Raw genomic sequence first — 22,911 nt, forward strand, 5'->3', positions numbered from 1 at the left:
GGAAATAAAAAAAGCTGATTAGTGTGATTTACATAGACATTGAATATTAACTAAACAAAAAAAGGGCGATTAATTCGCCCTTCTCTTTTTTGCGCTCGATGTCGCATAACGTAATTTTATGTTAAATCCGATACACCTAACAATAACTTCATATCCTTCTTTCTCGTCACGCGACACATAAGTTGTCATTTGCGACACATGTTACGTCATTCATATATCTATGTTGTGCATAGCATTCAAATTTAAATTACAACTTGGTTATTACGGGTTTACCTAATTTGATGAACTTATTTAATATGGTTACACATGCATGTACTTCATTGACCTGACTCTTGATACTTTTCGGCTCAACTTTTTCCTATTTTTCAGGCTGTCCTGAATTGAGCTCTTAACAATTCTTTAGCTCTAATGAATGACCCTTTTGATCTTTCCAATATATTGTATTCCCTTATCAAGCTTAAATGATCTATCGTCAGCGTCTATACTATTGTGAAGTTTACGTAGCTCGTTTAGTAGAATAAAGAGTTTCAATTACTTTGATGAAATACTACTTTGCTACTGTTTTCTTAAAAAAGCTCCTGAATATTTCATATTTATAAAAATAATATTGCGAAAATGTAATAAAATATTTCAATGCCTTAAAATACATTTATCCGTTTTGCTATGCTTTCTTAAAATATGTTCATGAAGCTTTAAAAGTATCGTTAGGTTTTAATTAAAAATGTATTTAAACCACTATACCTACATTAAGTATATAAAATTCTTAGTAAATTAATCTTACTTAAAACCCTAGCTATAAATTGATAATAAGTATCTAAAAAAAATTAAACTTAGCTCTTAAACTCTTGAATACATTTTTAGACTAGATATTAAAGGCTTTGACTTTTAAACCTGCATATTTAGTTAATAAAAACAAAGTCTTATGTGCAATTCAGACTATATTTTTTGATTTATTATAGCGAATTTTAATCTTAAACAAGAAATATAGAAAATTGTAGTTTTTATAAAATTACTATATTTTTATAAAAAAATTAGGAGCTTTCAAGATGATTAAAAGTATCCAGCAAGTAAAAGAAGAATTTAATAGTTCTGGTATATCAATTGCGGAATGGTCAAGGGAGAATAATTTCCCTGCTCAATTGGTCTACCAAATATTGAATCACACACGCATTCCACAAAGAGGAAAAAGCCATCTGATCGCAGTGAAGCTAGGTATAAAGCAATAAAAATTTATTCTTATAGGTTTATATAAAAGAAAACGACTTATGTTTGCAGACATAAGTCGTTTGATTCCAATACAGAAATATTGAAATCCCTTACTCAAAGTATCTTCTGTATTGGGCAATTCGTCAAGCCCTACATTTTGTTTTTTACAAAGTGAATAAATAGGCTCGTTTCTGAAAAGCAGCCCTGCTGTTTTTTTCAAACGAGTTAAGGAAGGTACTCAACATGAAAAAATATAAAGATGATCCAAACTCAAATCTTCATGAACAGATCGAACTTGCTTTTAAGCGTGGCTCTGATATTGCAGGTGTCTTGCACGGCATCAGGAAATTTCATCAAGGTAGCGTTGGCAAACGTACCTCGTTATTTCCTAGTAAGAAAAATGTTGGAATGATACCTGTTGAAAGTAATTTGGAATTTGAACCGTACCGGGTTTGTCAGAGACTTTTTTATTTAAGTTAGGCCACCTGACCTAACGGGTTAATCTTATCATAGTACATTGCTTCAAACTCAAAAGGCGATACATAACCCAGTGCACTATGTACACGTTCTTTATTGAACCAATCCACCCAGTTTAGTGTCGCAAGTTGTACATCCGCTAAACCTTGCCAATCTGCTTTTAAATATTCAATCACCTCTGTTTTGTATAAGCCATTCACCGTTTCAGCCAAAGCATTATCGTATGAATCACCGGTCGTACCGACTGATGCTCGTAAATTTGCTGCTTCTAAACGATTGGTATAACGAATGGAAAGATATTGAACACCTCTGTCGGAATGATGAATCACATTCTTTGGCATGCCTCGATCATGCAATGCTTGCTCTAATGCATCGAGCACCATATCTGTATTCATTCGTGTAGATACTTTCCAGCCAACAATTGCTCGTGAGAACACATCAATAATAAAGGCGGTATAGACCCAGCCTGAATGAGTTTGAATATAGGTAAAGTCACCCACCCATAGTTGGTTTGGATGATCAGCATTAAAATTACGTTTCACTAAATCATCTGCCCGTTTTTGGTCATCTCGGTTACGAGTAGTTTGTTTATTCTTACCACGCCAAACACCTTGTATACCTAGCTTTTGCATCAATCGAGCAACTGTACAACGTGCAATAACATAACCCTCACGTTTCAATTTTTGCCAAACTTTACGTACACCATATCGACCTGAACTTTCTTTCCAAATACGTTTGATTTGCTCTGCATGATGTAAATCATGCAGAGCACGTTTCGCTCGATGTTCTGGGTTATCAACGAGATCTAAAGCCCGATAATAGGTCGAAGGTGCGATCGGTAAAATTCTACAAATCGCCTCGACTCCGTACAGCTCTTTATTATTATGGATAAAATCCACCATTATTTGTGTGGGCGGTCGAGCTCCGCCTGGGCGAAAAAAGCGGCTGCTTTGCGTAGAATCTCATTGGCGCGTTGCAGTTCTTTATTTTCGCGTTCGAGTTGTTTGATACGTTCTTGGTCTGAAAGCTGCTGTACTTTGATTGGATTCTGTTGATTCAAATACTTCTGATGCCAGGAACGTAGTGTTTCAGGAGTACAGCCAATCTTAGGTGCAATTGCTGTGATTGCTGCCCAAGTAGAAGGATAATCTTTTTCAGATTCAATTAGTAATTGAACCGCTCTTTCTCTGATTTCAGGGGTATATTTTAATTTTGTCATCGGCATAGTCTCTCAGAATATTGACTCTCCGACAAACCCGGTACGGTTCATACCGTAAATCTAACTCTAAAGCGTCTCCGCAGAAACTTTATTCAGAATTTTTAATACTAAAACGTTGGTTCAGCGCCCTATATGTTGAAAACATTGAGAATGTGCATCCATGTCAATTGTCTACACTAATCTTAAATAAGTCATTTGAGATTTTGATAGAAAACGCAAGTAAAACGAATCTTCCTGACCATGCTGGTACATACCTTAGATTACAGGAGATGTTAAATCACTACGGTTTTACTGAACAACCATTAGAATTTTCTCAAAAATATCTTTATATAAGTCCCTATAATAGAACCCCAAATGCTAAGAAAACAAAAGCTTTAATAGATCAACTAGAGCTCGATGAAGATGATCTTGATAAAGAGAAGCTGATTTCAATTCGTACATTTATAAATATTGTTTCGCTCATCAGTTTGTGTGAGACGAATGGTGAAAAGATTGTTTTGAATCTTTTATTACTACTCATCGTTACTGGTTTACGTTCAACGGAAGCAATCCTTTTAAAAACAGATGCATTGATTAAGCAACCTATACTTGATCCAATAACAAAAGAGCATCTAACTTTGGATGGTATCAAGCAATACACTTTGGGAATTCAATATCATGGTGCAAAAGGTGCTGGATTTAGAATACATTGGATTGAGCCCTTGTCTGCAAATTTGGTTGAGACAATAATTCAAACTGTGTTAGAACTCACAAAAGAATATAGAGAACATCTTCATTATATTAGGTCAAAAAATTGTTCAGATTTTTTACCAAAATCAATTGATGATATTGATCAAGATTATGTGGAAATAGATGATCTGATTGGAACTGTTTTTGGGGTTAAAGATACATATAGAGGCCGAGCTGGACAGCGTGAAGTAGTTATTAAAACTCTAAAAAATGTATCTATTTTCAAGGAGATAAAATCTAATCAATGTATCGAAAAATATTATTTAAAACATGATATTAATACTTTTATTAAAGGATTAGCTAATTATGACTCCGAATACCCTATAGATCATGTTTTTAATTATGAAGGAAAAACTGAAAAAATTGCTTATGAAGAATTACTTTTTATTCATGAGTTTAGATCTGCAACTCTACAAAGAGCTTTCATCAATAAAACAAACATCATTCCTCTAAATGGAATGTTAATAAATAGCTTTTTTGGAAATTCATTAAGTAAGTCTGTTTTTGAAAAATATAATTTACTTGAGAATGAAAAAGAGCATTCAAAACTAACAAGCCATATCCCACGCCATAATATTAATACTTTCCTTGCTTTAAGTGGAATAGCTGAACATCTACAAGCAATGCTCATGGGGCGTGTAGACATTAAGCAAAACCAATATTATCAACACTTAGCGTTAAAACAACGTAAAGTCACAGCTAGTTTGTTAGAAAAACATGAATTGGCACTTTACGAAAATGATAAACAAGAACTAAAGCCAGACTATCCAATTGATTCTATCAAAAATGATGGATTAATGTACTTTTCGGACCAATTGGATCTAGAAAATAATCTAAAGATGAATTTACAAACATTTGATTCAAAAAATGAAGTGGCAAGTTATGTAAAAAACTCCTTTTTTGATGAGTACTTTCAAGATATCTCAGAGTCATTTAATGAATTGGTTAAAGAAGATAATTCACTAGCAGACTCCTTAGTCCAACGGCATGCTTGTTTACACCCCTTGCCTTTTGGTGGGTGCATGCGTGAAGTCGCTGTGCACGATTGCCCTAACCGTTTAGCCTGCCAATCAGGTGATCAATGTGGAAACTTTGCTTTAACTGGCCGTAAAGGTGAATTAGAAGCCCTACAACATACTTTGAATGAATTACTAGATAAGTTTGCACAAATAGAGCAAATCGTAATCCATGATTTATCTTATAGAGAAATGCTTGAGGATTTGCGTCAAAAAATACTTTATTTAAGTGACTTAAAGACAAAAGCACTTGATAGGCAAAATAGTTTAACTCCTATTCCCGTTTTTCCTTATGGCGATGCGATCACTAAATTACCAACAACCTTAAGTGAACTATTCGCTATAGAACAGCAAAAAATTGAGACTAAGGAAGCCTAATATGTTACGTGGTAAACAATTAGATGAAGTCATCGAACAAGAATTGCAAATGATGTTAGTTGAAGGTTTTGAAAAATCCCCTATTTCGCACAGATCTGTTCATAGCCGTCTAACATCTAAGGGTTATATATCAGGTGGGCTAAGTACTTTGAGTTCTGCTGAACGGAAGAAGCTAATATCTCTGTATGTATCTGAGCAGATTTCGCCACTCAACCTAAAGACTAAGGAACAACAACTTTATGTGAATAAAAAGACAAGGCAGGCTCTTACGGACACCAATAAAAATCTGCGTACACAAATTGATGATTTGGAGTCACAGCTTCATCAGAATACTGAAACGCTTATAGATATTATTGAAGAGGTTAAGTTAAGAACTAACTTGAAGATAGATCATCTACTAGCTCCTCACCTTCTCAAAAAATATTTATCACGGGAGTAATATTTTAGGGTCAACATTGAGTGTTTTTGAAATTTGGTAGAGTTTCTCAACGGTAATACTGACTTCTCCCCTTTCAATTCGCCCCAAATAGCTACGATCAATCGTTGTTAATAAGGCTAATTGTTCTTGGCTAATTGATTTATTTTTCCGAGTTTCCCTGATTTTAGAGCCAATCGACAGTGCTAGTTCTTGATTCATAGGTGATAACCATAAATACAAGAACTATCAAGAATTGAAGTATTTTAATCCACGGACTATAATCCTCATTATTTGTGTAATGAATATGGAAATTCAAAATTTACCAATGTTCCGAGAGGTTTCTAGAGTCTTTTGTAGCTATAAAATTGAGTCATGGCAAACTGTAGATTTCTGGGATAAAGTTAAACTTTTGAAAGTAGTAGATAGTAATGTTAACTATCAAAGTGTTTATCGTCTAATACTTAGACTAGTTAAAGATGGCTATTTAACTGTTGATGTTGAAAAAAGTAGATATGGACAAACAACCTATACTGAAGCTGAAAATTTGCATGATTTACGATCGCAGTTTTGCATTGAGTCAACATCTACCCTCCATGAACTAAATTTGAAAAAAGAAGATTTTGAGTGCGAAATCACTGCACTAAAAGAAGAAATTGAAGCATTGCATGATTTAAAAGGACTATTTCCTGATATCCAATTTAAAATTGAACAATTACGACAAATAAAAAGCAAAGAAATTAATAGCTTGAAAATAAAAATCAAAGCTACTAATTCTTTAATTGAATATCTAATATAATTTTCATGGTTTTAATCATATTTGAAATGAACTTTATATAAAATTTCGGTAGAAACTCCATATGTTCTATTTTTTAACTTAATAGGATGATCATATAATAGACCTACTCTATCTGAAAAAACATTCGCAAAAATAGCAGTAGCTATCCCACACGGTTTAGTTCCAATTGGTGCAATAAAGAACTTTTCATTATTGCTAATTAATTTTTCTATATCTAACAAGATATCATAAGCAGAACCAGGATCATTAGCACCACAATATTTCATATTAAAATCAGAATTTTCTTTTAAAACTTCTAAGTGTGGAATAATAGACTTTAATTCCCATCCAGATGTAAACGCTGGTACCCCAAATACTACTTTTATATCCTTATTAGAAATCATACTATATGAATCTAAAGCAATAGAAATTCGTGAGGATTCATATCCTAGAAAAAATACACCATAAGGAACCTCACTGCTAGACATATCAATTACAGCTGTAGGAATTGGTGAAAAACTACTAGCTTTTAAAGATAAATTATAAATTTCTGCATTATCAGCTTCTGTAGTGTACCCCTTTGGTTCAATATACAAAATTGAAATAGCAGAGATTTTTAGCTGAGTTAAAATTTTTATAATTAGAAATATTTCAACAAATCCAAGTGTAGTTGCATCTAATATAAATGTAGAATTTTTAGGAAAAATACTATGATTAACGAATAAATCTTGGATTAAATAATTAGTGCCATCAATGTTTAAACACATTTTTTCTACATCATATACGAATATATTTTTAGAATCAGCTAAAGAACTTAAAGTATTAATTGCATGTGTACCTCGTTCATCTACAGCTTCACCGTGAAAAAATATTAGTGATTCTGTTAAGTCACACATAAAATAAGCACGTGAATATTTCGAAATTTGGTAGGAGTGAATAGCTGTTTGTAAAATATTTTTCATATTATAAAAGAGTTAGTTGAGAAGTTGGAGTGTTTTCAGACTTAATTAACTTTTTAACTAACTCATTAACTTCATCCTCACTTCCTTGATATAAAACTTTAAATTCTGTAACTGATAATTCAATCTTTCTTTTTCTGCGATAGCTAATATTAAAATAGGGTGCATAAATAGGGTTTATTTGATAATCAATTAAATCAAATTTATTTGTAGACTTAGTTTTAGTCTCAATATTTTCGATTAAAATATGGTTCTTTAAAGCCTCTGAAATAAATAAATTATCTTCAAGCGATAAAACCTCACTTCCAGAATTAATTGTAAATTGATTCTGCTCAGGCTCGCTAAGTGTGGGTGAGGATTGTAAAGTTTGAAATAATGTCCCTAATCTCAATGTGAAAATACGTAAACTTTCACCTAATTTTCCAAAGGTGCGAGTTTCTTTAATTAGTGTCTCTGAAGCACTAAATGAGGCTTTTACTTGTGTATCAATACTAAAAACTTCAGAATTATCAAATAGTAAATCAGATATTTCTATGGTTTTAAGACAAAGTATCAGAAAATGGCGTAGGTTATTATTAGACATCGTCAAAAATGTTTCAAACCCACTATATAAAGGACATCCTAGCTTATAAGGTCTATAAAGTTCAAGAATAGCAGCAAATAAATTATTATGTATCAAATCGTCAACTTGCTTCTTAATAAGAGTATTATCAGCTTTGTATTCTTCAAATAGATTAATTACTTTAGTTAAATTAAAATTTCTTCTATTTAATAAAGCAGGTGAAATTATTAATAACAAAGGTAAATCTTTATTTTCTTCAAAAAAATCACTTACATTATAATCAATTGATTTATTTTTAAATGCTTTAGAAATTTGATCTAATAAAATTTTCTTAGTTCTTTCATTTTCAATTGATTGTTTCGCAATTTCCGATAAAGATAATGAAGGAAACTTATTTCGCACAATTTCATTGATATGATTCTGATATGATTCAGTTTTTCTGTATTCAATTTTAGATTCATCAGTAATAATTTTAAGGATTTCAGAGTCTTTAATATGATTGGATAATTCTGTATTACCTAAGTAAACTTCTGCAAAAAAAGTTTTTTCCTCTTTTGAGGATAATATTTGGTCTAAATTGTGTAATAGGTAGTCATGCGTTGCATTAATATACTCTGTTCCCATTGTAGCGTTAGAATCAGATATTACTTTTGACGTAAAATTTATAATAAATGGTCTTTTAGAGTGTTTCAAAAGAGTATTTAAATAGACTCTTTGATAATCTGTAACATTTTCTACTTCATCAAGGTATAAATAAAAATTAATTTTTTCTAAAGTGGCATTAAATTTTAAAGCCTCAATTAATGAATCGACGAATTTTTTACCTGAAAGGTAAGATACATTTTCATTTGTGATTTCAATATTGGAAATATAGTTATTAATAGAGTTTCTTTTAATTATTAAATATTTTCTTAGATCTTGGATGTTATCTGGAAAATTTTCTTCATAACCATTTAAAAAGGATAAATCAACATTGAGGAGATCATCTTTATTAAACAAAGAGTAATTACTATTGGATATTATGTATAAAGAATTTATTATTTCAATGGAAATAATAATTCCGATATATTGATCAAATAAATTCAACCAAAACTCATCACTTTTACCTCTATATTTCATTGAGTTGCAGAAATGAGTATCCATTCTTAAATAAATGCCTGTATGTTCAATTTCTTCTACAGGTATTTCATTTCTATTTCTAGAAAATTGACTGTGATAATCTAAATACTTAAGAAGCATTGTTTTACCACAACCACGCTTTCCTACAAAATAAATAGATTTTGTTGACTTTTTTATATTTAGAGTTGAATAATAAGGTGGAATAAAAAACTTACCCCAAATATCAGAATCATATTCTTCGGCACGAGTCTTGGAAAAAGCACTGTGATCAGTAATCATAGATATCTTATTACCTTTTTTTTAATGGATTCCATTTTTCAGAAGTATCCCATAGAATTTGCAGTGAGTTATCTGGAACGCTATGATGATACATTAATAATAAAGCTTGGTTATTGTGTCCTAAATAATATGGTTTTTCGAATTCACAATCATTACATAAATCTGTATAAACTTCTATAGGATCCTTCTCATAATTCCATATTCTTTTATCAATCCAGTACTTAGAGATTTCTGTCAGACTATGCTCATGTGTTATGACTTCACCATAAAAGATATTAATATTAGGAAAGTTCTTATTCAATAAATCCAACCCATCTTTATGAATAATGCCTACTACTATTGCACAATTTTTTAAAGTTTTTAGTGCATAAAACTTATGTAGAATACCAGTAATTTGATCACTTGTTAAAATTGCATCGTCGACTAATACGTATACATCGTTATCGTTTAAGATAGTCGCACATTCTGGATAATCAAAAGAACTTTTAGAAATACCTAGTTGTTGAATAAATCTGATCATAAGTTCACCACTTTTACCTGGTAAACCAAATTCTCGGTCAATGGGGGGACCAAATGTAAATTTTAGCCCCTTATCTTTTCTATTAAGAATTTGAAGCCATTTTATAAATGGTTCATCATCCTCTTCAATATAGTGAAATGCCAATTTTCTAAGAGCTGATTTTATTAAAGATAACATTTGCTCTTCATTTCTATATATCATGTATCTTATTATCAAAATACCTAAAAGCTTTTCTTCGTCAGTTCTAAACTGTCCTAACCATAATTTTATTTCATCATAACTAATAGATCTAATACCAGTAGAAGATAAGTTTTTTATAGTGGCTAATAATTGATACACAACTATTCCTTGTTTTTATTTTGATTAAAACACATTGATTTAAATGATTCTATATTTATAAATTTAGCACCCGAACCATGTGCTAAATTTTTTAACCTCTCATTTCCATCCCCAATTAGCCAATTATATAAATCCTTTGATTTATTATTATCAACTTTAATTACAAAAAAATGATCAGATATCCCTATATAACCATTTTTGACAAAAAAAATCTTTTTATAAAAATTCCTTCCTATTCGACATAAAATTATATCGCCTTCTTCGGCATATTTAATTTTTTTCTCAAGAAAATGTTTGTTATCTTCATATATATATTCAGTTGGTATATTATTGGATATTCCACAATTAGTACTATGAAAGATATTCAATCCATCGTCATGAATTTTATTTGAAGCAATATTTCCTCTATATATTTTTTGTAAAAATGAAATACAAGTCTTCTTTTCATGACTTAAAGAATTTATTTGACTTATATTAAAGTTATCATGTAATGAAGAAGCATGTATGTTGTTAATTTTATTAAACTGAAAATCATTACTTACTTGATAAAATTCAATATGATTAGTCTTGTCTCCTTTTTTTATTTCTAAAATATAGCTATCAACTTGGGTATTTGTAAAAGAGTTTTGTGGAAGTTTAATAACTTTACATATTTTATAGTTATTGATTAAATAATTTCTTAAAAAAGAATATTGTAAACCAGTAATATATTGGTCAGGTAATATAATAAATAAAGACCCATTTTTAGTAAGTAATTTTAAGTTTAATTCTAGGAATATTACAGGTGCTGGAGCATATTTTTTCCTTAATATTTTTAAGTCAATTTTGCTGTTATATATTATACCCTTAAGATAGTCATTCCATTGATAGTTAATATATGGAGGATTGCAAACTGCTAAATCATATTTAGTGTGTGAAACTTTATTAAAAATTTCATCATTTAGTAGTAAATCCAAATTGTAAAATTTAAAATTTTTTTTATAAAAAAAATTATTGGGTAAGTTATTTTCGATATCAACTAATGTACAGTCAAATAAATTATCCGCCAATAAAAATGGTTCAGATAAACTTCCAGAACCGCAAGCAAGATCCAATACTCTTTTATTTTTTTTAACATGTGAAAGCTTATAGATCAATGCAGAAATACGATGATCCGTATAGTATCTTCCTAAAAAGTCAGATTTTTTTGAGGTTACTTTAAAGAGACTATTCACATAAAACTAAAGAAATTTTTGTCTAGTCTACACTATCACGCACCCTAATTGAATAGGGTTTTTTCCCTAACCAATAATTTAATCACATTCGCTTATTTAGATAAGATAATCCCTAAAGAATTGAAAACAAGAATATTTATAAAAAAATTTATGTTTATCATCAATTATCAATTTGCTTCAAATTTTAGCACTTCATAGTTAATTACATATGCAGTTCGCGATATCAAAAAGCAGAACCTACTCTATCGTAAACTTCATAAACGTTTTAAAGAACGATAAATGGTGATCATTGAATAACCACAGATTTTGTAGACACCTTTTAGTTGGTGGTGGATTGCCACCACTCTCCTAGACAAATTTCTTCTATCCTTAAGACTTTTTAGTAGGAAACTATATATTCATAGCTAGGTTCATGAACCGAATATTTTAAAAGTAATTATTTTGCGCTCTAAGTAATTAAATATATTATATATAAAAATAAATTTAATTTTGAACTAGGCTCTAGGTGAACATAAGTTAATTAAATAACACCTGCTAATTTGTTCATTATTTCTGATATAGATTAAATCAGGTTTTATTATCTGTCAAATTAATAATGCACTTTTATGTTTGCTTCAGTTAAATAGGTTTTCTTTAAGGTCTTATTCTATAAAAAGAAAGGTCTACATTTTAAGACACCAAATCAAATGGCAGAAGATTTTTACAAGTCGGCTGACTAGAATCTCACAAGTGAATGTCTACTGCTATTTCAGCACACATCAATGTTAATTATGTTTAAATTTCAACCCTCCCATTTTTCAACTAGCTCAGGTTATAATAATGGCCTCCAAAAATATGGTTTATTTATTATGAACGCCTCCAATGACCCTCTACACGGCAAAAAACTTGCTGACATTTTGGATGAGTTATTGGATTACTATGGTGGCTTTGAAGGCTTAAGTCGTAAAATTGAAATTAGATGTTTTTGTATAGATCCAAGTGTTAAGTCATCATTACGGTTTTTACGTACCACACCATGGGCACGTGAAAAAGTTGAAAGCTTATATTTGTATGTCTTACGTCAAAAAGCCAAACAAAAATCGTAGCTATCAAAACTCAGCATAATATTTTATACCAAACAGTAAACTAAAATTATTGAATAGCCAATGATTTTGTAGACACCTTTTAATTAGTGGTGGACTGCCATCACTCTCCTGGCAAAATTTAGTCTATATCCCTATGGTTTATTTAAAAACTTATTTTCTATCTTTACTAGGCTGTATGATCAAAATCATACTGGCACTCAACACTGTAAATTTGAGAATGAATCTGTACGTACAGACTCATTCCCTATCTATAAAGATATTAGAAATAGCTACATAGAGTTTATTTCTAGTTTATTCAAATTAGTCGTTCAAATTAGGCTTTACTATGGATGAACAATAATTTTTACAGCCGATTCATTATTATGAATCAACGTTTCAAAGCCTTTAGAAACAAGATCATCTAATGCAATACGTTGGGTAATAAAAGGTTCTAGATTAATCTTACCTTGCTCGACTAAACGGATAGTTTCCTGATGATCATTTACATAAGCAATCGTGCCACGAATATCTAGCTCTTTCATCACCACACTATGCACATTAATTGTGGCAGGATGGCTCCAAATAGAAACGATAACGACTACACCAGTTGGTTTCATTGCTGCAACGAGTGTATCCATGACTTTATTGACACTACTACATTCAAAAGCGACATCTACACCGCGGTCTTCTGTAATTTTCATTACCTCAGCAACTACATCAACCTTAGATGGGTCTAGTACATAATCGGCAACACCCGCTTCTATCGCTTTTTCTTTACGTTTTGCACTCAGTTCAGTAATGATGACCGTGAGACCTTTAGCCTTTAAAATAGCAGATAAAAGTAAGCCTATTGGGCCTGCTCCACCAACCAGTGCGATATCGCCAGCTTTTGCGCCACTTCTGACATAGGCATGATGACCGACAGATAAAGGTTCTATCAATGCTGCTTGGTCTAAAGGAATATCATTTGAAATAGGATGTACCCAACGCCGCTGAACTGCAATTTTTTCAGAAAGACCACCACCGCGTCCGCCTAAACCAATAAAGTTCATATTTTTTGATAAATGATACTTATCATTCAGGCCAGTCGGGACATCATCCGCAATAATATAGGGTTCAACTACGACATGTTGTCCAATTTGGATATCGTCTACACCCTCACCAACTGCATAAACTACGCCTGAAAATTCATGTCCCATTGTTACAGGTGCAGATTCTCCCGAAATTGGATGTGGATGACCACAAGGTGGAATAAAAATAGGGCCTTCCATGAATTCATGTAAATCTGTACCGCAAATACCGCACCATGCAACTTGAATTCCAACTGTGCCTGGAAGTACTTTCGGTTCAGGGATATCTTCAATTCGAATATCCCCTCGATCATAAAAACGAGCTGCTTTCATTGTGTATTCCTCATGTTGATATTAACGGTAAACCATTCCACCATCTGTCAAAATAGACTGACCTGTAATATAGTTTGCATCCTCGCTGGCTAAAAATGCAACTAATGCAGCCACGTCATCTGGTGTTTCAGCACGTCCTAAAGCAATACCATCTACATATTTTTTATACGTTTGACCAATTGGTGCACCTGTAATTTCAGAGAACCGCTGATCTATTTCGACCCACATGTCAGTACCAACAACACCCGGACAATAACTATTTACAGTAATTTCAACACTGGCATATTCTTTAGCCGCAGCTTGCGTCAATGCACGAACTGCAAATTTAGTTGCCGAATAAACACCGAGTAAAGCAAAGCCTTCATGACCTGCTATTGAGCATGCATTAATAATTTTTCCAGCCTGTTGGCGTTGTTTAAATTTATTTGCTGCGGCTTGAATCCCCCAAAGTACACCACCGACATTGATGTTTATAATTTGGTTAAATTCACTCGGCGTTACTTCTGCCAAAGCTTTGACTTGTGCAATACCTGCATTATTAATCATGATATCAAAACCATTAAGTGTCGATTCTGCATGATTAATAGCGTCACTGATTTGTATTGAATCTGAAATATCCGCAATAAATGTGGTGGCTTTTACGCCAAAGGCTTCAACCTCTTGTTGAACAGTATTTAACTTTTCTTGGTGAAGATCGACTAATCCAATATGAACACCTTCTTGTGCTAAACGTAAGGCAATACCGCGTCCAATACCTTGTGCCGCACCCGTAATTAATGCAACTTTATTGTTTAAACCTCTAGGCATGTTGCGACTCCTTAAATATGGATTGCACGTTGCATCGCCGACAAGACCGACTCATGCATCGCCTCAGACAAAGTAGGATGAGGGAAAATGACCTGCGCCAAGCTTTCATCTGTAGCTTCTAGGTATTTCGCGATGGCAAACCCTTGAATGTGTTCGGTGACTTCATGTCCAACCATGTGAGCACCCAACAATTCACCTGTTTCCTGACTAAAAATGGTTTTAACAAATCCTGCGCTATCGCCCAAAGCCAATGCTTTACCATTCGCTTGTAAAGGAAACTTACCCACATTGATATTCAAGCCCGCAGCTTTCGCTTTCTGTTCTGTCAAACCAATACTGGCCACTTGCGGATGGGTAAAGATACAGCCCGGAATTTGTGTACGATCTAAAGCATGTACATGACTTAGGCCTGCAATTTTCTCCACACAAAGAATGGCTTCATGACTGGCTTTGTGTGCCAAACACGGTGCGCCTGCGACATCACCAATTGCATAAATGCCCACTACATTGGTTTTACACCATGAGTCGACTTTAATAAAACCATTCTCAAATTCAATTCCCAAAGCTTCTAGGCCAAGATTTTCAGCATTCGGTTTCACGCCAATAGCTGAAAGCACCTTTTCAACAGTAATTATTTGCACACCTGTGGCAGTTTCAATATGACAATGTACTTGAGCCTGATCAGTTTCTATTTTTTTTACAGTCGCTTCGGTTAAAACCTGCATACCCTGCTGTTCAAATTGCTTTTGTACATACTTCGCAACTTCAATGTCTTCGCTAGGGAGAATCTGCTTTGCAATATCAACCAAGGTGACTTGGCAGCCTAAGTCTTGGTATAGGCTTGCAAACTCACTGCCTATAGCACCCGAACCAATGACCAGTAAAGATTTTGGTAATTGGTCTGGAACTAAAGCCTCTTTATAACTCCAGACCTGATGGCCATCTACAGGAATATGAGGCAAATTGGCCGCACGTGCACCTGTTGCGACAATAATATGCAGTGCAGAAATCTGCTGTTTTTGACCATTCGCATCTGTAAGCTCTAAATGCTCTTTGGCAATAAATTGGGCTGCTGCATTAAAAACAGTGATTTGATTCTTTTTCAATAATTGACCGATACCTTGTACCAGTTGCTCAGAAACCTGTCTGCTATGATGGACCAGTTTTTGAATGTCAAAATCAACCGCGTTAAGAGTAAAGCCAAACTGCTCTGCATGTTTGAACTGCTGCGCAAGCGCAGCCCCGCTCAACAATGCCTTGGTTGGAATGCATCCCCAATTAAGACACACTCCGCCTAAGTGTTGTTTTTCAACAATTGCTGTTTTTAATCCCAGTTGCGCTGCGCGAATCGCAGCGACATATCCTCCAGGACCAGCACCAATAACCACAAGATCAAATTGTGTATCTGACATGGCTATTCCTCCTACACCAAAATTAATGCAGGGTTTTCGACAAACTGCTTCAATGCCGATAAGAATTGAGCACCCAACGCACCATCAATGACACGATGATCACAAGACAATGTTGCAGTCACCATTTCACGAACAACAATCTCATCATTTTCGATGACAGCACGTTTCTCTGCTGCACCTAAGGCCAGAATTGCACCTTGAGGTGGGTTAATAATGGCATCAAACTGTTGAATACCCAGCATTCCCAAATTGGAAATACTGAAACTGCCACCTTGAAACTCATCAGGTGCTAGTTTTCCAGTTTTGGCACGTGTCGCCAGATCGCGCATATCATTGGAAATTTGCGCCAAAGATTTACGGTTCGCTGATTTAATAATTGGCGTGATCAGTCCATTTTCGATGGCCACAGCAACCGAAATATCAGCCTGTTCAAACTGTAAAATCTGCTGATTTTCTTCATCAAACTGAACATTGACCTGTGGAACTTTGATCAGTGCGGCAGCAGCAGCTTTAATCAGCATATCGTTAATGGACAGCTTGACTTGCGGTACGGTACTGTTAATTTGCTGACGCAAAGCCTGAACTGACTCAACATTTAAGTCTATCGTTAAGCGAAAATGTGGTGCATTGCGTTTCGCAGCCTGTAAGCGCGAAGCAATTGCTTTACGCATACCATTCATAGCTACAGTAGTGAATTTTGCGGACTCTGCTGGATGCGCATGATCAGCATGTTGAGCTTGTACAGGGTTTTCACGTTGATATACAGCTTCAACATCTTCCTTACAGACTCGTCCACGTGAACCCGATGCACGACAATCATGCAAATTAATGCCCCATTGTCTTGCCAAACGGCGGGCAACAGGTGTCGCTAGAACATCACTATCATCTGCTTTAGATTTCGCGGCTTTGGTACTGGCTTGATGACGCACATCTGGCCAAGAACCACCAGCAGCTTGAACTGCGGTCTGAATATCTTGAACACTAATACGACCTTCACGTCCAGAACCCGTAATCTGAGACAAGTTTACATTATGCTTTTCAGCCAATTTCAAGGCATGTGGCGTTGCAAAAATATCATCGCTTTGTTGGTAGCCTTGTAACGCAGCAGGAATAGAATATCCGCCCTGAGTCACCGCTTTTGATCCATTACCAACACTGTTCTGTTTAGGAGCAGCTTGCACTTTGGTTTCAACTTGAGCTACAGCTACTTTTTCAGGAACCGCTGCTACCGCTTTATTTTCTGTTACAGCAGGTGTTCCACCTAAGGACTGTGCAAATGCTTCAACTTCTGTATCTGAAACTTGAGCGTCTGCACAAATTGCAATAACTCCACCTACGACCAGAGTGTCACCATCTTTAGCAATAATTTTGCGTAGCAAGCCATCAAAAGGTGCTTCAAGAACATTGACGATTTTTGTGGTTTCAATTTCACAAATTTCCTGTCCTTTACTAAATTGCGTACCTTCCTCAATCAGCCATTGGGCAATCGTACCCTCTTCCATGGACAAACCCCATTTTGGGATTTCTAAAGTTTTAATTTCGCTCATCCTAAGCCTCCAACGTCTTACGTACAGCCTGTTCGATGCGTTCTACACTGGGTAGCCATTCTTTTTCTAATACTGGTGAAAATGGTACGGGTGAATGTGGTGGAGTGACTAACTCGATTGGTGCTTTAAGATAATGAAAGCCTTTCTGTGCAATGAGTGCAGCCACATCATGTCCGAAACCGCAACGCGCCGCAGATTCATCTACAATCACTACGCGACCTGTTGACGCCACTGATTCTAAAATGCCATCTTCGTCTAATGGAGAAATGGTTCGAGGGTCAACCACTTCAACCGAAATGCCTTCTTTTGCGAGCTTATCCGCAACTTCATTGGCACGATGCACCATCAAGCTTAAGGCAATAATGGTAATATCAGTGCCTTCACGGGTGTAATTTGCGACACCAAAAGGAATAGTGTAGGCTTCATCTGGCACTTCGCCCTTAATGTCATACAACAACTTGTGTTCACAAAATACTACTGGGTCATCATCTCGAATGGCTTGAATCAACAACCCTTTCACATCATAGGCACTTGAAGGCACCACCACTTTTAAACCAGGCACTGAGGCAAACACGTTATATGGCGACTGAGAATGCTGCGCTGCTGCGGAAAAACCTGCACCGATCATGCCTCGTACAACGAGTGGCGCTTTGGCTTTGCCACCAAACATATAGCGGAATTTAGCCGCTTGGTTATACAGCATGTCATAACACACGCCGTAAAAATCCATGAACATTAAATCTGCCACAGGTCTTAAACCCGTTGCAGCAGCACCTGCCGCCATACCAATAATCGCCGATTCTGTAATCGGGGTGTCAATGACTCGCTCAGAACCAAATTCAGTCCATAAGCCTTTGGTTACACCAAGTACACCGCCAAAACCTTCCAGTTTATTGTCATCGGTATTTTTGCCACCATGCCCACCACGAACATCTTCACCGACCACAATGACACTCGGATCTCGGCGCATTTCTAATTCAATTGCTTCTTTAATCGCGTTTCGATAACTTTTATTTGGCATTTTTCTACTATTCCTTTAGTAAGAGACGTAAACATCAGTAAGTAACTGAGAGACTTCTGGGTACTTAGCTGCGCGTGCTTTTGCAACGGCATCGTCTACATTGGCTTTAGACTGGGCATCAATCGCATCCAGTTTGGCTTCGTCAATTTTATTCTTGACTTTTTCACGGAATATTTTCAATGGGTCTTTATGTTCTTTGACATAATCCAGTTCTTCTTTGGAACGAATAAGCCCCGGATCACCTTCAAAATGTCCATAAAAACGGTTGGTTACCGTTTCAATCACACTCGGACCTTCACCACAGCGGGCACGTTCAATGGCTTTTTGTGCAACTTCATACACAGCAAAAAAGTCTGTTCCATCTACTTTTTCAGCAGGTAAGCCAAAACCTGCCGCTCGACCTGCAATGTCTTTACTGCCTACGGCATAGTCATGTGCAGTACCTTCACCAAAACCGTTATTTTCAAAAACAAAAATGACAGGGAGCTTTAACACGACAGCCATATTAATGGCTTCAAAAGTTAAGCCCTGATTTGACCCGCCATCACCGGTAAATGATAGACCAATCCCACCATTTTTCAGTGTTTTAGCACTTAAAGCTGCCCCAATAGCCAAAGGTGGACCACCACCCACAATACCGTTTGCACCGAGCATGCCTTTATCTAAGTCCGCAATGTGCATTGAGCCGCCTTTACCACGACACAAACCATCATCTTTGCCAAAAATTTCTAACATCATGGCGTGAATGTCACAGCCCTTAGCAATACAATGTCCATGACCACGATGCGTTGATGTAATGAAGTCCTTGTCTGTTAAATTTTCACAGATCCCTACGGCAATAGCTTCCTCACCGCTATATAAATGGATGAAACCGGGAATATCACCTGTATTATTTTCATCGTGAAGTCGATCCTCAAATTCACGAATGTCGCGCATTCTTTTGTATGCTGCTAGCAATTGCTCTTCCGTTAATTGCATATCTTTGTTCCTTATTAACTACGCTTAAAAGAAAATCCAAAAATTAATGGTTGGATTTTTAAACCGTATATTTATATAAATATATTTTTATTTAATTTCATATTAGACTAAAAAAATATAATGCATTAAGAGATGGAAAAAATATTAAAAACAGAAGGTTATGAACTTAAAAATTTTTTAAAATTTTACAATGGTTCAATCACATATGAAAACAAACCTTTAACCAACCTTTATTTTATATGATAAGTTTTTTGCACTGTTTTAATATTATTAAAGCACCTAAAAGAGCTTATTTAATATCGGGATCTATATTAATTATTTTAAATGATGGAGTGTTTGTAATGGATTTAAATAACACAGTATTAACTGGAAAAAAGCTACGTGGCGCTGAAAAAATGGCGCGTATTCCAATTAAAGTTGTTCCAACAGAAACGACACCGAAAAAGCCAGAATGGATTCGGACTAAAATTAGTCAACCTGAGGAAGTTCAAATCATTAAGGATTTATTACGACAACAGAAACTACATACGGTTTGTGAAGAAGCGGCCTGCCCTAATTTGCCACAATGCTTTAGCGGAGGGACTGCAACGTTTATGATCATGGGAGATATTTGTACTCGCCGCTGTCCATTCTGTGATGTCGCACATGGTCGTCCTAATATCCTAGATCCTAATGAGCCAAAGCATCTGGCTGAAACAGTCAAGAATCTAAACTTAAAGTATGTCGTGATTACTTCTGTTGATCGAGACGACTTAAAAGATGGTGGCGCACAGCATTTTGCAGATTGCATTCGAGAAATTCGTCAAACCAGTCCAGAAACTCTGATAGAAATTTTGGTTCCTGATTTTCGTGGTCGTGCAGATATTGCCCTGAAGATTCTGAGCCAAAACCCACCCGATGTTTTTAATCATAATATTGAAACCGTTCCACGTCTGTATAAAGCCATGCGACCAGGCGCTGACTATAAGCACTCATTGGATTTACTCAAAAAATTTAAACACTACTGTTCTGAAATTCCAACGAAATGTGGTTTGATGGTAGGTTTAGGAGAAGTCGAGGCTGAGGTTATTGTGTTATTAAATGATTTGAAAGATTATCAAGTGGACTATGTCACAATCGGTCAATACTTACAGCCATCTAAATCTCATGCGCCAATTCATCGTTTTGTTACGTTGCAAGAGTTTAAGCATTATCAAACACATGGAGAGCGCTTAGCGTTTAAAAATATTTGGAGTGCGCCATTAGTACGATCAAGTTATTTTGCAGACCGTCAGTATCATGGTGAAGCTGTGCCTAGCCCTTACATGAGCGAATGAATTTTCATCCTATTTACGTTTATTAACATTTCAGATGGAAATAGCCATTTTCAGCTCATAAGAACACTTTTAAAGTAACTCAAGGACTGGTAAAGCCAAAAGATATGATTTAACCAAGCAAAGATAAAAGCATTTAAAATTGAAGCAAGAAGAAATGACGTAAATGACTATAAATTTGGAAACTCATTTCTAAAATTTAAAAATATTACAGTCTGATCATAAAGGAATATGATATGAACCTGTTCAATACCGCATCTGCAAAAAATCTGCAAACAACCCATTTAATTAATCAACATACTGTTCATGCCGCTCCTGTTTTAGCCTTACCTCCAGAAGATAAAACGTCTTTATTTCGCCGCTCTATCCAACATAATTATGCCGACTTACTCAAAATAGCTGATGATTCAGATATGGCGATTGGTCTCACAGATCATCAAGGTACTCTCTTATGGACATGGAGTAGTTCTGTAATGCTTTCTTCTGCCGAACAGGTTCATTTTATTGAGGGTGGGCATTGGTCTACACAGGCTGTTGGGACCAATGCGATAGGTATGACTTTAAACAGCCAAATATCAAGTTGTGTCTATTCTCATGAAAACCAAATGGACAGTGTTCGAGATTGGGTTTGTTATGCCGCGCCGATCTGGGATCCGACATCAGGGCAATTTCATGGCATTATTAACCTTTCCACAAAATATAAAAAACATACTCCTTTGGGGCTGCTTGCAGTTGAACGCTGTGCGGATTTAATACAACGAGCCATAAAATTTGAACAGCAGAATTTTTTATACATTAAGGCGCTAGGCTCGCCTTGGGTTCAATTTAATGGGCATACCTTGAACTTGAGTCACCGTCAAATTGAAATACTTTGCATTTTAGCTTTGCACCCCCATGGCATTGGTTTAGAAGAGTTACACTATGCCCTTTATGGTGAGCGTAGTGTCAGCTTAAAAACCCTAAAGGCTGAGCTTTCACAACTTCGTAGCCTATTACCTCATTCAATTGAGCCTCGGATTTATAGGCTTAGCTGTGAAGTCCAATGTGATTTTTTAAGTGCTGAACAATCATTAAATGCAAATCTTATTTCCAGTACATTCTCGCTATATAAAGGTAGCTTTCTCTCTAAATCAGAAAGCCCTTTACTCAGCACTTGGAGACATTGTTTTGATGCCCGTTTAAGCCAGTTGATCTATCAAATAAAGGATATCGATCAATTATTAAGAATTATTGGGCAAACACATGACCGAATTGATGCGGTACAGCGTTTATTAGAGTTATTACCACAGGACAGTATCCACCGTAATTATTTTTCAAATCTGATTTAGATTTGATCTGTTGCTTCAACTCTAAAGTTTTATTGTGAAGCAGATTGAAAAGGAAGTATGATTTTCATACTTCCTTTAATAAAATTTAAAATTGAGAACTAAATACAGTGAAGTCTAGTAATTCACTTACCCAGCTTTGACACCTAGTTTGTCGCTGCAAGGTGTATCTATGCCATTACTACAGCTTTGCCGTTGTCAACGGCATTCTAAAATTGCCCCCCCCTTTTACCTTACAAATGGCAAAGTAAAATTGACCCCCTTGATTTCGTATTAAGTTTCAACCTGAGGTTGAATCCCTATTCTTTTTTATCTTCAAACGATAACTCTCACCCGATATTTGTACCACATGACAGTGATGTAATAGCCGATCTAACATCGCAGCGGTCAACGTAACATCATCCGCAAATGACTTAGACCATTGGCTAAAGGGTAAGTTACTCGTCAATATCGTACTGCCTTTTTCATAACGCTTGGCAATCACGTTAAAGAACAGATTCGCTTCTTCACGTCCAAACGGTAAATAACCAATTTCATCGATAATCAGTAACTTTGGTCCCAGTACCGCACGTTGCATATAGGTTTTCAGTTTACCTTGCTGGTAGGCTGTACTTAGTTGCAGCATGAGATCGGCGGCGGTAATGAACTTGATCTTAATGTTGTTCATGATGGCCTTATAGCCTAATGCCATAGATAAGTGCGTTTGAACCGTACCGGGTTTGTCGGAGACTCAATATTCTGAGAGACTATTCCGATGACAAAATTAAAATATACCCCTGAAATCAGAGAAAGAGCGGTTCAATTATTGATTGAATCTGAAAAAGATTATCC

At 35.2% G+C, this 22,911-nt stretch carries 20 protein-coding genes, 1 pseudogene and 1 other annotated feature; of the genes and pseudogenes, 8 read left to right on the plus strand and 13 right to left on the minus strand.

The window, feature by feature from the left end; genetic code table 11:
- The first annotated feature begins 1,046 nt into the window (after positions 1–1,046).
- Positions 1,047–1,226, plus strand: coding sequence for a DNA-binding protein (locus MF4642_RS14720; protein WP_004915830.1), 180 nt, complete (start codon positions 1,047–1,049; stop codon positions 1,224–1,226).
- 223 nt (positions 1,227–1,449) lie between these two features.
- Positions 1,450–1,686 carry a hypothetical protein gene (locus tag MF4642_RS14725; protein ID WP_413772811.1) on the plus strand — a complete coding sequence of 79 codons (237 nt, stop codon included), beginning with the start codon at positions 1,450–1,452 and terminating at the stop codon, positions 1,684–1,686.
- Here MF4642_RS14725 and MF4642_RS14730 read toward each other — a convergent pair.
- Positions 1,683–2,902 (minus strand): IS3 family transposase gene (locus MF4642_RS14730; protein ID WP_101495454.1). Its coding sequence is split into 2 segments (ribosomal slippage): positions 1,683–2,626 and positions 2,626–2,902, totalling 1,221 coding nucleotides; the frame shifts between segments, so codons are not numbered across the junction. The two genes, MF4642_RS14725 and MF4642_RS14730, sit on opposite strands and share 4 nt — an antisense overlap.
- Positions 2,511–2,627: a sequence feature (AL1L pseudoknot), on the minus strand. It overlaps the preceding gene by 117 nt.
- Before the next feature lie 269 nt (positions 2,903–3,171).
- On the opposite strand from MF4642_RS14730, the gene MF4642_RS17210 reads away from it, so the two are divergent.
- Positions 3,172–5,025 carry a hypothetical protein gene (locus MF4642_RS17210; protein ID WP_227518556.1) on the plus strand — a complete coding sequence of 618 codons (1,854 nt, stop codon included), beginning with the start codon at positions 3,172–3,174 and terminating at the stop codon, positions 5,023–5,025.
- Position 5,026: 1 nt separating this feature from the next.
- The gene (locus MF4642_RS14745) at positions 5,027–5,464 is read left to right on the plus strand and encodes a hypothetical protein (RefSeq protein WP_078426694.1); all 438 of its coding nucleotides are present in this window, start codon (positions 5,027–5,029) and stop codon (positions 5,462–5,464) included.
- Here MF4642_RS14745 and MF4642_RS14750 read toward each other — a convergent pair.
- Positions 5,453–5,662, minus strand: a complete 210-nt coding sequence (locus MF4642_RS14750) for a helix-turn-helix domain-containing protein (RefSeq protein WP_078426695.1) — start codon at positions 5,660–5,662, stop codon at positions 5,453–5,455. The genes MF4642_RS14745 and MF4642_RS14750 overlap by 12 nt on opposite strands.
- Positions 5,663–5,747: 85 nt before the next feature.
- Here MF4642_RS14750 and MF4642_RS14755 point away from each other — a divergent pair, with 85 nt between their 5' ends.
- Positions 5,748–6,239 carry a hypothetical protein gene (locus MF4642_RS14755; protein ID WP_078426696.1) on the plus strand — a complete coding sequence of 164 codons (492 nt, stop codon included), beginning with the start codon at positions 5,748–5,750 and terminating at the stop codon, positions 6,237–6,239.
- Between the two features lie 11 nt (positions 6,240–6,250).
- Here MF4642_RS14755 and MF4642_RS14760 read toward each other — a convergent pair whose 3' ends face one another.
- The 4 genes from MF4642_RS14760 to MF4642_RS14775 are packed head-to-tail and all read right to left on the minus strand — an operon-like array spanning position 6,251 to position 11,210.
- The gene (locus MF4642_RS14760; protein ID WP_004762961.1) at positions 6,251–7,180 is read right to left on the minus strand and encodes a hypothetical protein; all 930 of its coding nucleotides are present in this window, start codon (positions 7,178–7,180) and stop codon (positions 6,251–6,253) included.
- Position 7,181: 1 nt separating this feature from the next.
- Positions 7,182–9,137 carry a hypothetical protein gene (locus MF4642_RS14765; RefSeq protein ID WP_078426697.1) on the minus strand — a complete coding sequence of 652 codons (1,956 nt, stop codon included), beginning with the start codon at positions 9,135–9,137 and terminating at the stop codon, positions 7,182–7,184.
- A gap of 10 nt (positions 9,138–9,147) precedes the next feature.
- Positions 9,148–9,996, minus strand: coding sequence for a hypothetical protein (locus MF4642_RS14770; protein ID WP_004762965.1), 849 nt, complete (start codon positions 9,994–9,996; stop codon positions 9,148–9,150).
- Between the two features lie 2 nt (positions 9,997–9,998).
- Positions 9,999–11,210 (minus strand): N-6 DNA methylase, encoded by a 1,212-nt coding sequence (locus MF4642_RS14775; protein WP_078426698.1) that lies wholly within the window; start codon positions 11,208–11,210, stop codon positions 9,999–10,001.
- An 848-nt stretch (positions 11,211–12,058) separates the two neighbouring features.
- Between MF4642_RS14775 and MF4642_RS14780 the strand changes: the two genes are divergently transcribed.
- Entirely contained in the window at positions 12,059–12,295 is a 237-nt protein-coding gene (locus MF4642_RS14780; protein ID WP_003651786.1) for a VF530 family DNA-binding protein, read from the plus strand.
- Positions 12,296–12,618: 323 nt separating this feature from the next.
- Here MF4642_RS14780 and MF4642_RS14785 read toward each other — a convergent pair whose 3' ends face one another.
- Genes MF4642_RS14785 through MF4642_RS14810 form a run of 6 tightly spaced genes read right to left on the minus strand, consistent with a single transcriptional unit; the run spans position 12,619 to position 19,442 of the window.
- The gene (locus MF4642_RS14785) at positions 12,619–13,677 is read right to left on the minus strand and encodes a 2,3-butanediol dehydrogenase (RefSeq protein WP_010326712.1); all 1,059 of its coding nucleotides are present in this window, start codon (positions 13,675–13,677) and stop codon (positions 12,619–12,621) included.
- Between the two features lie 21 nt (positions 13,678–13,698).
- Positions 13,699–14,484, minus strand: coding sequence for an acetoin reductase (locus tag MF4642_RS14790; protein ID WP_004693127.1), 786 nt, complete (start codon positions 14,482–14,484; stop codon positions 13,699–13,701).
- Between the two features lie 11 nt (positions 14,485–14,495).
- Entirely contained in the window at positions 14,496–15,896 is a 1,401-nt protein-coding gene (lpdA, locus tag MF4642_RS14795) for a dihydrolipoyl dehydrogenase (protein WP_078426699.1), read from the minus strand.
- Positions 15,897–15,907: 11 nt separating this feature from the next.
- A complete protein-coding gene (locus MF4642_RS14800) occupies positions 15,908–17,443 on the minus strand; it encodes a 2-oxo acid dehydrogenase subunit E2 (protein WP_078426700.1) in 1,536 nt (511 codons plus the stop codon).
- A 1-nt stretch (position 17,444) separates the two neighbouring features.
- A complete protein-coding gene (locus tag MF4642_RS14805; RefSeq protein WP_004979604.1) occupies positions 17,445–18,464 on the minus strand; it encodes an alpha-ketoacid dehydrogenase subunit beta in 1,020 nt (339 codons plus the stop codon).
- A gap of 15 nt (positions 18,465–18,479) precedes the next feature.
- Positions 18,480–19,442, minus strand: coding sequence for a thiamine pyrophosphate-dependent dehydrogenase E1 component subunit alpha (locus MF4642_RS14810; RefSeq protein WP_078426701.1), 963 nt, complete (start codon positions 19,440–19,442; stop codon positions 18,480–18,482).
- 341 nt (positions 19,443–19,783) lie between these two features.
- On the opposite strand from MF4642_RS14810, the gene lipA reads away from it, so the two are divergent.
- On the plus strand, positions 19,784–20,758 hold the full coding sequence (gene lipA, locus MF4642_RS14815) for a lipoyl synthase (RefSeq protein ID WP_004979608.1): 975 nt from the start codon (positions 19,784–19,786) through the stop codon (positions 20,756–20,758).
- Between the two features lie 233 nt (positions 20,759–20,991).
- Positions 20,992–22,083: a transcriptional regulator gene (locus tag MF4642_RS14820; protein WP_004979611.1), complete on the plus strand. Its 1,092-nt coding sequence runs from the start codon at positions 20,992–20,994 to the stop codon at positions 22,081–22,083.
- 277 nt (positions 22,084–22,360) lie between these two features.
- Here MF4642_RS14820 and istB read toward each other — a convergent pair.
- Positions 22,361–22,795 (minus strand): annotated as a pseudogene (gene istB / locus MF4642_RS14825) (IS21-like element ISAba8 family helper ATPase IstB); the annotation flags it as partial.
- Between the last annotated feature and the right edge of the window lie 116 nt (positions 22,796–22,911).

The organism is Acinetobacter sp. MF4642 (assembly GCF_002018925.1).
Taxonomy (GTDB): domain Bacteria; phylum Pseudomonadota; class Gammaproteobacteria; order Pseudomonadales; family Moraxellaceae; genus Acinetobacter; species Acinetobacter johnsonii.